Here is a 15366-nt window from a genome sequence, read left to right as displayed (position 1 = left end):
CCTGATTTGGAATTTGACGGTCACAGTTGTGATGTTGCAAACAGGCTTCATGCACAGTCCCAGGATATCAACCAGGGAGTTGACAGGGGAGATGAAGAAACCGGTGCAGGCGATCAAGGTATGATGTTTGGTTTTGCAACAAACGAAACAGAATCATTAATGCCGTTCCCAATCGATTTGGCACGCAAACTCACAAACAAATTAACCGAGTTAAGAGAATCCGGTGAAATCCCATACCTCAGACCTGACGGTAAGGCACAGGTATCAGTCAATTATGATGAAGACGGAAATGTACTTTCACTGGATGCTGTAGTACTGTCAACCCAGCATGACGAGACAGTTTCCGACGACCAGGAAACCCTTAAAAAAGACATCCGCGAAAAGCTCTTCAAGGCAGTCATTCCACAGGAATTGATGACAGAAAACACCAAAGAGCACATCAACCCGACAGGTAAATTCGAAATCGGTGGTCCTCACGGAGATGCTGGACTTACCGGTAGAAAAATCATTGTTGACACCTACGGTGGATATGCAAGAACAAAAGTGGACAGAAGCGCATGTTATATGGCAAGATACATTGCCAAAAACATCGTTGCAAGCGGTCTTGCTGAAAAATGTGAAATCCAATTGTCCTATGCAATCGGTGTGGCTGAGCCAACATCCGTTATGGTAGATACCTTTGGAACAGGTGCTGACATTGGAGACAAAACCTTTGAGGAAATTGTTCGTGAAAACTTCAAATTGACTCCGGACGGTATCATCGAAACATTAGGTTTAAGGGATACCACCTACAAACAAACCGCTAAATACGGTCACTTCGGTATTGAAGGTCTTCCATGGGAAGAAACCGACAAGGCTGATGATTTGGCAAAATACATCAAAGGATAATTATAAAATATTTGCTTTCTTTTGAAAGCAAATTAAAAACTTTTTTTTTTAAAAACTTTTTCTCGCTTATTTTTAGTTATTTTATTAAAAAACATCAAAATTCACAACTTTCAACTCATTTTGCTAAAAAAATTCATTAAAAATGAATATTAACTGAATGAATTAAAAGTATTGCTTTATCTTCCTTGAATAAATCAATCTTAACTTTTATATATTTTAAAAAATATAAAATAAATGGGTTGTTGGAAGTGATATTCCAACGGACTATTCATGCTTTTAAGGAGTAAAAAAAGATGAGATGTGTTGGTACTGTTGTACGTGGTATAAGGACACCGATTATTAAGGAAAACGATGATTTGGCCACCATAGTTGTAGATTCATTGATGGCTGCAAAAGAAAGTGAAGGATTTGAATTTAGGGACAAGGATGTTGTTGCAATTACTGAAGCGGTCGTAGGTATTTCAGAAGGTAATTATGTGACTGTGGATGACGTTGCCGAAGATTTGGTAAAGAAATTCCCGTCAAAAAATATTGGGGTAGTAAACCCTATTTTAAGCAGAAACAGATTTTCCATTATCCTAAAAGGTATTGCAAGAGCAATGGATAAGATTACTCTTTTAACCTCTTTCCCGTCAGATGAAGTGGGAAACGGTATTTTGGATGAAGGAATTTTAGAAAAAAGCGAATTCAATCTTGGTAGTGTTATTTCTGAAGATGAATATTATAAGACTTTCGGCTCATGGATACATCCGTTTACCGGAATCAACATGATTGACTTTTATCGTGATTTGATTGAAAGTGAAGACTGTGAAGTTGAATTTGTCTTTTCCAATGACATCAAAACAATTCTTGATTACACTAATGATGTCTTAACATGTGATATTCACACAAGAGAAAAAAGCACAAAACTGCTCAAAGACTTAGGTGCTAATGTATATGGTCTTCATCAGGTTTTAACTGAACCGGTTGGAGATTCAGGTTTCAACCCTGACTTTGGACTTTTAGGTTCCAACAAGGCAACAGAAGAAAAATTGAAACTTTTCCCAAAAACCGGAGATACTCTTGTAAGGGAAGTTCAAAAAAGACTCATAGACCTCACAGGCAAACAAATTGAGGTAATGGTTTACGGTGACGGTGCGTTCAAGGATCCTGTGGGACAAATCTGGGAACTTGCAGACCCTGTCGTTTCACCTGCACACACCGACGGCTTGGTTGGAACACCTAATGAAATCAAATTGAAATATGTTTCAGATAACAAATTCGCTGATTTGAAAGGCGATGAGTTAAAAGAAGCTATTAAGGATGAAATCAGACATAAGGCTAAGGACTTGGTCGGTCAAATGATTACTGAAGGAACAACTCCAAGAAGACTGACTGACTTAATCGGTTCATTATGTGATTTGACAAGCGGTTCCGGAGATAAGGGAACACCTGTCGTATTTATCCAAGGATACTTTGATAATTTAGCTAACGACTAAATTATCCTTTTTTTACTATTTTTCTATCAAAAAGATAACCTCGCAGATTTTTTGAGGATATCTGTAATTAATGCTTTTTTAGAACAATCATTATATAATTCCTTCAACAAACTTATATTATTAATGATTTTTAGGTGTAACTGTGCAAGTAACAAATCCAGAGCAACTGTTTGAACTAAAGGAAAACGAGTTCATAGGCGAACTTCCAACCCTTACAAACTCACAAATCAATTTCAATGGTATCAATAACATTCTGGTTTGCGAGGAAGGGGTTAATCTGTGGAACTCCAGAATCGATTTCAATTTGGACAATTCCATTCTCTACCTTTCAAGCGATACTCATAACTATTCTGTAAACATTTCACTGCACAACGACAACATCTGCTTTATCGGAAAAAACAATTTCTTCAACGGCATGACAGTATTCGTCCTTTCGGAATCCAAGAACATATTCCTTGGAGATGACTGTTTCATTTCATATAATGTGGTTTTCAGAACTTCAGACGGCCATCCGATTTACAATGCCGAGTCAAAAAGAAGAGAGAATTTCGCAAAAAGCATATATGTCGGTGACCATGTGTGGTTGGGTCAGAATGCATTCATATTCAAGGGTTCAAAAATCGGTTCGGGCGCTGTAATCGGTGCAGGTTCCGTGGTTTCAAACAAGACAATCAATTCAAACACTACTTATGCAGGAGCTCCCTTAAAGTTAATAAAAGACAACAGCTTTTGGATTCCTCATTCAGTTCACGGATGGAGCGAAGAGGACATAAGCAAAATGTCAGTTTATAATTCAGAACTGTTCGTATATGATGTTGACGATTCTACACTGAATTTTGATAGAATCGAAAACGACTTAAACAGCTTTTCAGAGCTGGACGATGTCGTATCATATATCTGGTCCACAATACTTGTTGGCGGAAAGAACAGATTTACCATAAAATAGGTGTATTATTATGAAAGCAGTTATCCCAGCGGCAGGCCTAGGTACAAGATTATTGCCTGCAACCAAAGCGCAACCGAAAGAAATGTTGCCTGTTTATGACAAGCCTACCATTCATTATGTTGTTGAAGAGGCATTGAAAGCAGGAATTGACGACATCATGATTGTCACAGGCAGAAACAAAAGGTCAATTGAAGATTATTTTGACAAATCACACGAACTTGAATATACGCTTCAAAAGGCAGGAAAGGACCGTGACCTGAAAAAGGTTAGAAAAATCACCGATCTGGCAGACATCTGCTATGTAAGGCAAAAGGATTTGAAAGGATTGGGAGATGCGGTATTGGCTGCCGAAAGACATGTGGGCGATGAGCCTTTTGCAGTACTTTTGGGAGATTCAATCGTCAAGTGCAACTCATGCACAGGGCATCTGGTTGATGTTTTTGAAAAATACCAGAAATCCACAATTGCAATAAGGGAAGTTCCAAACGAGCAGGTAAACAAGTATGGAATCATCAGCGGATCTGAAATTGATGATGATATCTACAAAATCAGCAAGCTCGTTGAAAAGCCGGAAATCGGACAGGCTCCTACAAATCTTGCAATTGCCGGAAGATATGTCCTCACACCGGACATTTTCGACAAGATTAAGGAAACCGAAGCAGGATTCAACGATGAAGTGCAGCTTACCGATGCAATATCCAAGCTCGATGAGGTTTACGGCGTCAATTACCACGGCAAGGTTTTCAACATTGAAAACAGGATAGGCTGGCTTACCTCATCAATCGACTTTGCATTGGATGATGATGAATTTAAGGATGATTTGATTGAATATATGAAAACTTTCATGGATTAATTGTTTTAAATGATGTGATTATATGAATATTACTGTTATTGGAACCGGTTATGTGGGTCTTGTTACCGGAGCATGCTTTTCTAAAATGGGAAACAAGGTCTACTGCGTAGACATTGATGAAGAAAAAATTGAAGGACTTAAAGAAGGAATTTTGCCTATTTTTGAACCTCACTTAGGTACATTGGTTATCAATGGCCAGAAACAGGGGGATTTGGTCTTTACAACTGACATTAAAGAGGCACTGGATGATACAAACATCATTTTCATTGCTGTTGGAACTCCGATGGCTGATGACGGAAGCGCAAATCTTGACTATATTTTCTCAGCAGCCTCAGACATTGCAAACAACATCACAAAGGATTCACTGGTTGTAATCAAATCAACAGTTCCGATTAGAGCATATTGACAATATCTTAAAAGAGAAAGGCAGTGACGTTAAAATCCAAATAGCTTCAAATCCTGAATTTCTAAAGGAAGGAAAAGCAATCGAGGACTGCCTAAGCCCGGACCGCATTGTCATAGGTGCAGAATCTGAAGAAGTATTCGACATGCTTAAGGAACTTTACTATCCCTTCGTAATAAACCACGACAGGTTTGTTTTGATGGACGTCAAGTCATCCGAAATGACAAAATACGTTGCAAATGCAATGCTTGCAACCAAAATATCATTCATGAACGAGATTGCAAACATCTGTGAAGTCACAGGAGCTGACGTTCAAAAGGTCAGATTAGGAATCGGTTCTGACAAAAGAATAGGATATCACTTCATCTATGCAGGATGCGGATACGGGGGAAGCTGTTTTCCAAAGGATGTGCAGGCTCTAATCAACACTGCACAAACTAACGGATATGAACCGGAAATTCTTTCACACGTTGAAAAGGTAAACAAAAAGCAAAAGCTGGTTCTTGTCAACAAGATTACAAAAAGGTTTGGAGAAGACCTTTCAGGCATGACATTCGCCATGTGGGGACTTGCATTCAAGCCCGGAACCGATGATGTGAGGGAAGCGACTTCATTGGTGGTGGCTGAAGAGCTCATAAAAAGAGGTGCCAGAATAAATGCATATGACGCTCAGGCAACCGAAGAGTTCAAAAAGGCAATTCCTGATGAATGTCTGGAAAATATCAAATTTGCACAAAGCAGATATGAAACTGTTGACAATGCAGATGCGTTGATTTTAATAACTGAGTGGAAGGAGTTCAGAACTCCCGACTGGCAGTATCTGATTGAAAAGTTAAACAAATCCATAATCTTTGACGGTAGAAATATATATGATAAAAAAATCGAGGAGTATGGGTTTGAATTGTATCAAATCGGTTGTTAAATCGTGAAAAAATCATTACTTTTTTTCTTTTCTTTTTTTTGTATAAATCAATTAAAGTTCCTTATTTCATTAAAAAAGCTAAGTAGTATTGTTTTATATAATATGTGCAACTTATATTATATCATATTGGGGGATGTTGAATTTGGCTTTTAAATTTTGTGTTGTGATGACTGCATACAATAGTGAAAACTATCTTTCTGTGGCCATCGAGTCTGTAATCAACCAGAGCCTTGACTTTAAACGAAATATTCAAATAATAATCATTGACGATGGAAGTTCTGACCATACGCCGGATATTGCTCATTACTACCAGAACAAATATCCGAAAAATATCTTTGTTTTAAGAAATGATGAAAATTATGGGCCGTCCTATTCAAGAAACCGTGGTTTGGGTCATGTGCAGGCTGAATTCGTAAACTTCCTTGATAGTGACGATTTCATAACCGAATATGCATTCAGCAAGGCATTGGACCTATTTAAAAAGCATAAAGAAATTGACATCGTATCCATGCCAATCTATTACTTCGGATCAAGGCGTGGAGGACATTCCCTAAACTACAAATTCGAAAAGACACAGGTCATCAACCTGTATGAAAAGCCAGAATACATTCAGCTTTCTGGAGCATCATCCTTTTTTAGATTTTCAGCTCTTCAAAACTACAAGTTCGAAGAGGGCTTGAGGGTTTCGGAAGATCCGCTTTTAATCAATCAGATGCTTTTGGACAATCCAAACATTGGATTTCTGGACGGATGTGCTTATTACTACAGAAAGCATGATGACCAAACATCTCTAATAGGTTCTTCAACCAATCACAAATCATATTTCACTTCTAGAGTGGACAGGTACTTTTTGGCATTGATAGACTATGCGCTTAAAAAGAAATCGGAGGTTCCAAAATTCATCCAGCACGTGCTTATGTATGACCTGCAGTGGATTTTTGAAATAAGAAGGATTAACCATCTTTTGGACCGCCAGGAAATCACAGTGCTTTATGCCAAATTAATCAAGATACTTTCATTTATAGATTCCGATGTAATCATTTTCCAAAAGTCAATTCCAGGAATCCTAAAGACTCATATTCTGCTTTTAAAAAAGCATGACGTCAAATATCTGGCTGACAAGAATTCCGTTGGAAATGACAAGTGCACTCATTTCGAAGAGCTGGAGCTCAACAGAATCAACATTGACATCTGCCAAATCGAAGGGGATGACCTTTTCCTATTGGGATACTTCACCACATTCACCCACGAGCCGAACATTCAGGTTAGAATCAATGACGAGCGCACAATTCCTGTTGAAATAATAAGTTTCCCTCAAAGGGACAACTTCTCACTGAACTTCAACTACGGATTCAACCATAACTTCAAGGTGTCAATTCCAATCGAGGACGGCATGAAAATCGAGTTCAGGGTCGATGATGACATATCCATTCCCGAATATTCACATATCTCAAGGCTTTCCAAAGTGTCAAAATATATGCTCTCGGACAAGTTCATAGTAAGGGACATGGACGATTCAATTTTAATCCAAAAGAGAACAACTTCAAACACATTCAAAAATGAGTTTCGAGCTTTTAAAAGCATTATATCCAAAAGGGAGGAAGGCTGGAGAACAGGCGTTCTTTTAAGATTCTTATATTTCTTCTATTATCCTGCCTACAAGGACAGGCACATCTGGATTTTCATGGACCTGCCGTATCGTGCAGACGACAACGCATTCCAGCTGTTTAAATATGCAGTTGAGGCAAACGACAAGGACATTGACAAGTATTTTGCCATTTCAAAGCATGACTATCATGTTCAGGATGTTGAGATAATGGCAAACAAGTATCGCTCAAGCTCAAGGATGTTTAAAATCAAAAGACTTCTCGGCCTTGGAAATCAGAGCAGCGAATACCAGAAGGTTGCTGATGTAGGTTTTGATATAGCCTACCGGTCAATTCGCCACAGGCTTTATGCACTATTTGCAGAGGTAATCGTTTCATCAAACCCAGACAACAATATCATCTATCCGTTCTGGGGTAATTTCCCATTCCTTTCAGGCCTTGTAAAGTCAAAGACAGTGTTCCTGCAGCATGGGGTTACAAAGGATGACACATCATCATGGCTCAACAAGTATGACAAGAACCTTGACATGATAGTTACAGTGTCTGATGCTGAAAGGCAGTCATTTATAGACAACGATTATGGATATCCTGCAGATTCAATCAAGGTATTGGGTTTTCCAAGATTTGACAAGCTTGAAAAGCTTGAAGACAAAAAGGAAATTGTTGTAATGCCTACATGGAGACGCCATTACACAAACCTTAGTGATGAAAACTTCATGAGAACCACATTCTTCAATGCATTCAACAATCTTTTGAATGACGATGATCTGCTTGATTTTCTCGAGTCAAGGGGATACAGGCTGGTATTCAAGCCACACCCAAATCTATACAAGTTCATTCATCTGTTTGACAGAAACAATGATGTGGATTTCATTGACAGGGACTATTCGGAAATATTCAATCACTCTTCACTTTTGATAACTGACTATTCAAGTGTATTTTTCGATTTTGCCTATCTCAAAAAGCCGGTAATCTATTATCATTATGGAAAGGACTATCACTTTGACGTTGAAAGCGGATACTTTGACTATGATGAAATGGGATTCGGACCTGTTGCAAAAACATCTGAAGAATTAAGAAACGACATCATATCATGCGTTTTGCATGACTGTGAAATGGAGGATGTCTATAAGCAGCGTGTGGACGAATTCTTCAAATTCAATGACCATGAAAACTCCAAAAGGGTTTATGAAGCAATCCGTAAAATGAAATTCAACCATTAATTACTACTTTTAACCCGCACAAAGTTACAAAATCTTTAAATACATTCCAATGTTAATTACTATTAAAGGGGATTTAATCATGTATGTAAAAGAAGTATTAGATGATTTGGGAATTAGAATTAAACTGCCTCAGCACTGGTATTCAACAGATGTTGGAGCTGAGTTTGAAGAACCGAAACTTATTCAAAATGACGATATCATAAAAATAGAAGCCGAAAGCGGTGAAAATACAAAGGTCATAGTCATAGACACCAATGACGGAATGAGCGTTGTAACCCGCTTTGCTGACGGAAAGGTCATAGGTGTGAAATATCTCAATAACAAGGATGATTTCGAGTATATCGGAAAACCGTCCGAGCTATACTTTTAAAAACCTGCACACCAGAACACCACTCACCATACCAATCAATGCACCGCAAAGCACATCAAATGGGAAATGCATGCCTATATAGATTCTGGAAAATGCAATCACAACCAGAAACAGAGCCATTATCACCCAAACCAATTTATAATTTTTAAAGTAATCCCTGGCCTTAAGCACGATTACGGTTGCAACAGCAGCAGTTGTTGCGGAAAGCCCTGACGGGAAGGAATTCGGATCGCTTGAAGATGAAACTCCACCGGAACCGAGATGGTTTACATGGTCAAGTATCATATATGGCCTTGGCATGTGGAATGCCAGTTTCAGCACACTTGTAATGGCAAACATCAAAAGAATGGCTGCTGCAATCAGTTTGACGAGTCCGTAGTATTTTCTTGTGTTGAAAATGTTTTGTCTTGTTATTACTAGAAGTATAATGAATAAAATGGCCAGAAAGGTCAATCCGCCGAGATGGGTGAAGTTCGGAAGCACCGCATCAAAAATCGGATTGCTCAGGTCATTGTTGATAAAATAAAAAATTTCTGTATTAAAATCCATATAGTATATTTTTTCCAAAGTAGTTAATACTTGTTGCCCTCAAAAAATTAGATGGAATGGATTTTAAACAATTATTCAATTCTATAATGATGCCTTGCATTGGTATTGTAAGAGTTTTTTAGGTCTCTTCTGTTGAAGAAGCGGATTACTATAATGAAAGAATCAGACATTTTGAAAGTGGAGACTATAGTGGCACCAGAAAAGTTGATTTAAATGCCATTAGGAAATAATTCCGACATGTCGCAATTTTCCTCACAAGGGATTGTTTGTTTTATCAATTATGTTTGATTTTTTGAAAAAGTATAATTAATAGTTTAATCTAAATCTTAATTATTTAAAGTATGGTAAAAATTTTGCCGTGCTGTAAATTAATGGAGGATAATGTCATGGCTGATAAAAAAGCTCCTGCAGATGGTTGGCCAGTAATTAGTGGAGACTATATTGTAGGAGATCCGGAAAGTCCTGTGGCAGTTACAACTCTTGCTTCTCACATTGAAGCTGAATTAAGCGGAGCTGCAATTGCAGGACCATGTAAGACAGAAAACTTGGGAATAGAAAAGGTGGTTGCAAACATCATATCAAATCCGAATATCAGATTTCTGATATTGGCAGGCGCTGAAGTGCAGGGCCACATTACAGGCCAGAGCTTCAAGGCATTGCACGAAAACGGCGCTGATGCTGATAAGAAGAAAATCATCGGAGCAACCGGTGCGATTCCTTTTGTGGAAAACGTGCCTCTTGAAGGTGTTGAACGCTTCCAGCAGCAATTGGAAATCGTCGACCTCATCGATACCGAAGATGTCGGTGCAATCCAATCCAAAATCAATGAATGTGTTGAAAAGGATCCTGGCGCAGTTGAGGCTGACCCTATTGTCATGGAAGTCGATGAGAAAAATGAAAGAATGGTAATTGTTGATAAAAAGAAAAAGGATAATGCATCTGAAGAAGCTTAAATCTTTTTTCACTCTCTTTTTTTTTTTAAATAATTCAAAAATCAGACAGAATTCAAAACTCAATATGTTCTGTCAATAAAAAATAAAAAATGAAAAATTATAAAATTGAAATTATACTATGATTTTTTCAATTAATTTTTCATCTGGGGCATTAATATTTACAAATTGCTCTCCTACTTTGTATAGGAATAGTGAACGGCCGTCTTTTTCTTGGTAGATTCCTTCTTTGCCGTTAATTGTTTTCTTTTGACCACCTGCATCTGACAAGTCTACATCGCCGTCAACGGAAAAAGTAGTAAGAGTTATGTTATCTGTTCCGTTTTCCATTACAACTGAGGTTACAACAGCTGCTTTTCCTTGAAGCTCTCCTTGTTGTTTATCAATAGTCAAGTTGTCGTTGATTTTATATCCGTCTGGAGTATTAACATCTGCAGTAGCAGCAACAAAAGTAGCTGATGCGACAAATACTAATAACGCAAGACATGCTAACAATATTTTTTTATTCATTTTTTTTTCACCATATATATTGTATAATGATGGTTATAATTTTTTTACATAAATAATTATCCATTGAATCGAGGATTACGTAAAATAAATTATTTTCTAGTCTGTTTAAAACTCAATACTTTCCATAGTCACTTTGATGATTAGGAATTTTTTCATTTCATCGATTGCACTTTTTTAAAAAAGATAAACTTTATATAGTAAATGCAATATATTACTTATTACATTGGTATGAACTTGCATTTTTCTAAAAAATGTAATTCAAAACCAATAAGTTTATATACTATTACTACTAAAGTATGTATGCAAATATGTATTTTCTCAAAGAAAATGCATAGGAAATATCATGTATATTTCTAAAAAAGATATCACCATTGTTCACATGTCTTATCTTTTGAGGTGAACATCAAAAAATAGTAGGAATTGATAATATGGATAAAGCAGAGAAAAATAATGAAAATGTAATCAACTGGTCTGAAAAAGTCAGAAACCTCGATGACAATATCCGCCGCGAAATTGGAATCGAAGGTGAAAATGAAGCAAAGCACATTCTAATCAAGGTGCAAACCAAATCAGCAGAGTCAATCGAACCTGCATTCATCGTAGATGAGGATGACACATTCCTAGACCTCTTTGTATTGTCACCGCAGGGTTCCGGAATCACATCAACTGCCGTGTTGAAATCCAACATCCAAAGCGTTGGAGTAATCGGCGGGGTGTCTGCTGAAAAGATGGAAGCGAGCGAAATACCTGAAGAAACAGGTAATGATGACATTGGAGGCCTCTACCAATAGGCCTTCCAATATTTGGGATGATTATGAAGCGAAAATTCAAATCACGCAAAAGACACAGAAACAATGCATATTATGATAGGGAACTGTTGCTCAACAAAAAGATAAAGCAGTTTCAAAATGACTATTACAATCTCTCGAATCCTCCTCTTCCCGAGGAGTATCGCAAAATGGATATGCTCAGAAGAGACATCAAATATCTCCTGAGATGCCAGGAGTATAAGGTATGGAAAAAGTCATACAACCGCAAACATGCTTATTTCGACCAACTCACCCTATTCAAGTCAATGTACATGATGTGGAAAAGAAAAACCTTTTTCACCTACATTGAAGAATACCACAACGTACCTCACCACTTGGCCCTTTGGGCAAAAACAATCGGTGCAAACATGGTTCCGGGACGTGTGTTCGGAACCTAATCTTTTATATTTTAACATATAAAAATATCTACAGAGGCTAAACATGAACAAGGTAAAACTCGCAGATATTGCAGAGGTAATATCTGGTCTGTCATATAGAAGATACAAGGATGAAAGCGAAGATTCCTATGATGTGATTGTTCAAAGATCCATCAGAAAGGACGGAATCCTGAAGGATTTTGAAAAGGTCAGGCTTGTAAAGCCAAAATCCAGATATTTCACAAAGTCAGGCGACATCCTGATGAAGATGCCGTATCCCTATGATGTTGTTTGTGTTAGCCAGGAAAACCTGGTTGTAAGCGACAGGATAGCCATCATCAGAGTCAACAAGAATTTCAACCCTTCGTTTATAGCCCATCTGCTTTCAAATGCACATGTCAAAAAGCAGCTGCATGAACTTGGAAGTACAGAAAGAATACCACACACATCACTGAAGGAAATTAAGGAATTAAAACTAATCATTCCCGACAGAAAAACACAGGACAAGTGCGCTGAACTCTTGGACCTCATCAACGAAAAGATAGTCGCCGACAGGGAAATGCTTCAATATGACAGAAACCTGAAGGAAGGAATTCTAAACGAAATCTGGGAAGGTGGCATGGATGTTTAGGTCAAAATCCCACAACAGAATGATTCTTCACAAGCTCATGAGAAAGGGAAGGCGCAAAAATCTTCCTTTAAACATGAGATATTATGTTCTCTATGCATTTTTATATAAATACATGTCAGACAAGCTTAAAAATCACCTGATGTATTATCTTTCAGGCGATGAGGCCGATTTGAACATGCTTTACCTGACCGGAGAGGGAACCGACGACTTGAGGCAATGGGCCTTGAATGATATGGGGTACTTTTTCACCTCCCAATCCGCATTCATTGACCAGTTCATCTCAAACAAGTATGTGGATGATATTTTCAGTCCGGATTTTTTCAAAAACCTTAAAAACAACATAGAATTCAGCCAGAACAATCCGTCAAAAGACTATTTTGACCAAATCATTGAAATTTTGGAGGATAAGCTTAATTTCACAAGCCTTTACGGCGATGAGGATTTGACCTCATTTATGAGCAGCTATATCTTTTCAATATCAAAATTTGATATTGAGGAAAGGGAGTTCACATTCGCCCAGGTCTATGATGCAATCGCATATTCAAGGCAAATCAGGCTTTCATCAACTCCCGACTACATTTCAGAGCTTATAAATTCAATCGTCAAATCCCAAAGAAACAGCGTGTCAAATGCATATGATCCTTTCCTGAAGGACGCTTCAATACTTTTTAACCTATACAGCCAATTCACCATGTCCGACATTTATGCAAAGGAAAACAACGAACTGCATTACTTCTACTCTCTAATCAAGGCATTCATCAATGAAATCAACTTCGAAAATCTTCACATGTCTCGGGAAAATGCAATCAAGTCAATGTCATATGATTCACAGCTTTTTGACGTCATCGCTTCAAAGCTTCCCAACAGCTTCGATGAGTTTTCAAAAACCACTCTCAAAAGCCAAAGCATTGAAGTTCCAAGCGAAACGGATTTCAAGGAAAAGCTGTTCAATAATCTTGATATGGATAAATTGAGTGATGATAAGGAGGCTCTCGAAGCCTTGAAGGTACTTGAAAAGCGTTTAAATGCTATGGAGAAAAGTGAAGTGACCTCTTTTACAGGGGAATATGAATCCCTAAAGGACAGCGAGTTTCTGTTTTTAATCAATATGATCAATTCCCTTAAGGACAACGGGCTTATGGTGATATCACTTTCACAGAATTTCCTCTTTAAAAATTCACTGGCCATTTTGCGAAAGTTCCTGACATATGAAAACAACTATATTGATGCGGTCATTTCCCTTCCAGAAGAGCTGGGCGGCGTAATCCGGCCTGAAGTTGTAATCGTATTTCGCAAAAACAAAAGTTCGGATGATGTCGTATTCATTGATCTCTCCAAGAAGTACGGAACCGAAATGTCACCAAACACATTTCCTGGTCTTGTCAAGCGCAATCTTGTTTTGGACAAAAAAACAATATCAAACATAATTGACGTCCTTAACAACCGCAAAACCGTCGATAAGTTCTCTGAAATCGTTTCACTAAAACAGCTTGAAGAGAATGATTTCAATCTCTCAGTTTCAAGATATGTCGATACATATGATGGTGAATTCATTCGCCTGAAGGATTTGAAATCAGATAAAAAGAAAATTGATGAAAAGATGGATAGTCTCAACGAAAGAATCGATGAATTGATGGGCGATTTGAATTTCAGATAGCATCAAAGAATTTATTGATGTTTTCCCTGTGTCCTACAAAGACAATGAGGTCGTTTGCAAGGAGTTTGAAGTGTGGGGTCACGTCAATGAATGTGTCCTTTCCGCGTATTACTCCGGTTATGGTAAGGCTGTTTTCTGTAAAAGGAAAGTCATCAATGCTTCTGTCTTCGGATACTCTAAGTGAGTCGACTTCCAAATTTGTGTATTTGTGGTTTAGATATGTAGATATATCTTCTGAAGTTACGCTACGGAATGCATCATAATTGTTAGAACGAAGATCGTTGACAGCATCTGTAATCTCATCGACATCCTTGTTATAATAATCCATGATTCTTGTAAACATCATGATACTTGTTTCGAACTCCTTCGGAATAACCTCATCAGCACCAGCCTCAATAACATCATCCAGATTTTTCAGATACCTTGTACGCACGATAATGTGTATGTCAGGGTTCAGCCTGCGCGCCGCATCTATTGTCTTAATGGTTTCATCATAGGTTGAGGATGATATGACTATGCACAGTGCGGAGGTAATGCCCAATTCTTTCAGGACACTTTCGTTTGACCCTTTGCCGTATATGACTGGCAGTCCCATTGCCTGCTGGTTTTCAACGATTACAGGATCAGGCTCTTGCCATATGCTTCCCGTTTCGTCCAAGACCGACAAGGATTACGTGGTCTGATATGTCCTGAGGGTCTTCAATTTCCTCAGGCAGTGTCATTAGCTCCTCGTCTATGTCGAAGTAGTCTATATTGTTGAAGAGCCTTACTATTTTTGGAGTCATCTTTTCCAGAAACGGAGTTGCAGACATCGTAAGGATGCTCACACCCAGAAAGACACTGAAGAATTGGTTTGTCATCAGACCATAATTCATTCCTTCACGGGCAAGGACGAATGAAAATTCCCCAATTTGGCTTAAAAGAACTGCAATGCTTATTGTTACTTTTGAAGGCAGCTTCAAAGCCATTCCAGTAATCAGTGTTGCAGTAAATTTAATTACTAGAATTATTACAGTAAGGACCAATATGGTCACTATATTGTAAAGGAAAATATGCAGGTTGACCATCAGCCCGATACTTATGAAAAATATGCTCATGAAGACATCCTGGAACGGCGGGATGTATCCCAGGGTCTGATGGGAATACTCAGTATTTGAAATCAGAAGTCCAGCTATGAAAGCTCCAAGTTCAGG

At 38.0% G+C, this 15366-nt stretch carries 15 protein-coding genes and 1 pseudogene; 12 read left to right on the top strand and 4 right to left on the bottom strand.

Annotation, left to right across the window (positions count from 1 at the left end; translation table 11 throughout):
- The 7 genes and pseudogenes from metK to QZ143_RS09110 form a co-directional block, all read left to right on the top strand.
- A partial coding sequence (metK, locus tag QZ143_RS09145) for a methionine adenosyltransferase (RefSeq protein ID WP_292883458.1) occupies positions 1 to 888 on the top strand: 888 nt, incomplete at its 5' end.
- Between the two features lie 293 nt (positions 889 to 1181).
- The gene (locus QZ143_RS09140; RefSeq protein WP_292883456.1) at positions 1182 to 2366 is read left to right on the top strand and encodes a coenzyme F420-0:L-glutamate ligase; all 1185 of its coding nucleotides are present in this window, start codon (positions 1182 to 1184) and stop codon (positions 2364 to 2366) included.
- A 142-nt stretch (positions 2367 to 2508) separates the two neighbouring features.
- Positions 2509 to 3312 (top strand): acyltransferase, encoded by an 804-nt coding sequence (locus QZ143_RS09135; protein WP_292883454.1) that lies wholly within the window; start codon positions 2509 to 2511, stop codon positions 3310 to 3312.
- Positions 3313 to 3322: 10 nt separating this feature from the next.
- Complete coding sequence (gene galU / locus QZ143_RS09130; RefSeq protein ID WP_292883452.1) at positions 3323 to 4165, top strand: UTP--glucose-1-phosphate uridylyltransferase GalU; 843 nt, start codon at positions 3323 to 3325, stop codon at positions 4163 to 4165.
- A gap of 22 nt (positions 4166 to 4187) precedes the next feature.
- Positions 4188 to 5490 (top strand): annotated as a pseudogene (locus tag QZ143_RS09120) (UDP-glucose/GDP-mannose dehydrogenase family protein).
- A 142-nt stretch (positions 5491 to 5632) separates the two neighbouring features.
- Positions 5633 to 8320 carry a CDP-glycerol glycerophosphotransferase family protein gene (locus tag QZ143_RS09115; protein ID WP_292883448.1) on the top strand — a complete coding sequence of 896 codons (2688 nt, stop codon included), beginning with the start codon at positions 5633 to 5635 and terminating at the stop codon, positions 8318 to 8320.
- 79 nt (positions 8321 to 8399) lie between these two features.
- The gene (locus QZ143_RS09110; RefSeq protein WP_292606713.1) at positions 8400 to 8690 is read left to right on the top strand and encodes a hypothetical protein; all 291 of its coding nucleotides are present in this window, start codon (positions 8400 to 8402) and stop codon (positions 8688 to 8690) included.
- On the opposite strand, the gene QZ143_RS09105 is transcribed toward QZ143_RS09110, so the two are convergent.
- Positions 8679 to 9239, bottom strand: coding sequence for a phosphatase PAP2 family protein (locus tag QZ143_RS09105; protein ID WP_292883446.1), 561 nt, complete (start codon positions 9237 to 9239; stop codon positions 8679 to 8681). The genes QZ143_RS09110 and QZ143_RS09105 overlap by 12 nt on opposite strands.
- Positions 9240 to 9625: 386 nt before the next feature.
- On the opposite strand from QZ143_RS09105, the gene mtrA reads away from it, so the two are divergent.
- Complete coding sequence (mtrA, locus tag QZ143_RS09100; protein ID WP_292883444.1) at positions 9626 to 10192, top strand: tetrahydromethanopterin S-methyltransferase subunit A; 567 nt, start codon at positions 9626 to 9628, stop codon at positions 10190 to 10192.
- Positions 10193 to 10303: 111 nt separating this feature from the next.
- Here the strand turns inward: mtrA and QZ143_RS09095 are convergent, their stop codons facing one another.
- A complete protein-coding gene (locus QZ143_RS09095) occupies positions 10304 to 10699 on the bottom strand; it encodes a hypothetical protein (RefSeq protein ID WP_292883442.1) in 396 nt (131 codons plus the stop codon).
- Between the two features lie 428 nt (positions 10700 to 11127).
- Here QZ143_RS09095 and QZ143_RS09090 point away from each other — a divergent pair, with 428 nt between their 5' ends.
- From QZ143_RS09090 to QZ143_RS09075, 4 genes are read left to right on the top strand one after another with little or no spacing between them, the layout of a single operon-like run.
- On the top strand, positions 11128 to 11490 hold the full coding sequence (locus QZ143_RS09090) for a hypothetical protein (RefSeq protein ID WP_292883440.1): 363 nt from the start codon (positions 11128 to 11130) through the stop codon (positions 11488 to 11490).
- Positions 11491 to 11513: 23 nt separating this feature from the next.
- Complete coding sequence (locus tag QZ143_RS09085; protein WP_292883438.1) at positions 11514 to 11906, top strand: hypothetical protein; 393 nt, start codon at positions 11514 to 11516, stop codon at positions 11904 to 11906.
- Positions 11907 to 11949: 43 nt separating this feature from the next.
- On the top strand, positions 11950 to 12516 hold the full coding sequence (locus tag QZ143_RS09080; RefSeq protein WP_292883436.1) for a restriction endonuclease subunit S: 567 nt from the start codon (positions 11950 to 11952) through the stop codon (positions 12514 to 12516).
- On the top strand, positions 12509 to 14173 hold the full coding sequence (locus tag QZ143_RS09075; protein ID WP_292883434.1) for an N-6 DNA methylase: 1665 nt from the start codon (positions 12509 to 12511) through the stop codon (positions 14171 to 14173). Before QZ143_RS09080 ends, QZ143_RS09075 begins: the two co-directional genes overlap by 8 nt.
- On the opposite strand, the gene QZ143_RS09070 is transcribed toward QZ143_RS09075, so the two are convergent.
- Entirely contained in the window at positions 14166 to 14831 is a 666-nt protein-coding gene (locus QZ143_RS09070) for an NAD-binding protein (RefSeq protein ID WP_292883432.1), read from the bottom strand. The genes QZ143_RS09075 and QZ143_RS09070 overlap by 8 nt on opposite strands.
- Positions 14797 to 15366 (bottom strand): cation:proton antiporter (locus QZ143_RS09065; RefSeq protein ID WP_292883429.1); only part of this gene is annotated, 570 nt, incomplete at its 5' end. The genes QZ143_RS09065 and QZ143_RS09070, both read right to left, overlap by 35 nt.

Source organism: Methanobrevibacter sp. UBA188 (assembly GCF_905234905.1).
Lineage (GTDB): Archaea > Methanobacteriota > Methanobacteria > Methanobacteriales > Methanobacteriaceae > Methanocatella.
This window is presented reverse-complemented; position numbering and strand designations above follow the sequence as displayed.

Coding starts and splice junctions, on each gene's coding strand:
- QZ143_RS09140 (WP_292883456.1), top strand. CDS start 1,182: ATGAGATGTGTTGGTACTGTTGTACGTGGTATAAGGACACCGATTATT.
- galU (WP_292883452.1), top strand. CDS start 3,323: ATGAAAGCAGTTATCCCAGCGGCAGGCCTAGGTACAAGATTATTGCCT.
- QZ143_RS09110 (WP_292606713.1), top strand. CDS start 8,400: ATGTATGTAAAAGAAGTATTAGATGATTTGGGAATTAGAATTAAACTG.
- QZ143_RS09105 (WP_292883446.1), bottom strand. CDS start 9,239: ATGGATTTTAATACAGAAATTTTTTATTTTATCAACAATGACCTGAGC.
- mtrA (WP_292883444.1), top strand. CDS start 9,626: ATGGCTGATAAAAAAGCTCCTGCAGATGGTTGGCCAGTAATTAGTGGA.
- QZ143_RS09095 (WP_292883442.1), bottom strand. CDS start 10,699: ATGAATAAAAAAATATTGTTAGCATGTCTTGCGTTATTAGTATTTGTC.
- QZ143_RS09090 (WP_292883440.1), top strand. CDS start 11,128: ATGGATAAAGCAGAGAAAAATAATGAAAATGTAATCAACTGGTCTGAA.
- QZ143_RS09085 (WP_292883438.1), top strand. CDS start 11,514: ATGAAGCGAAAATTCAAATCACGCAAAAGACACAGAAACAATGCATAT.
- QZ143_RS09080 (WP_292883436.1), top strand. CDS start 11,950: ATGAACAAGGTAAAACTCGCAGATATTGCAGAGGTAATATCTGGTCTG.
- QZ143_RS09075 (WP_292883434.1), top strand. CDS start 12,509: ATGTTTAGGTCAAAATCCCACAACAGAATGATTCTTCACAAGCTCATG.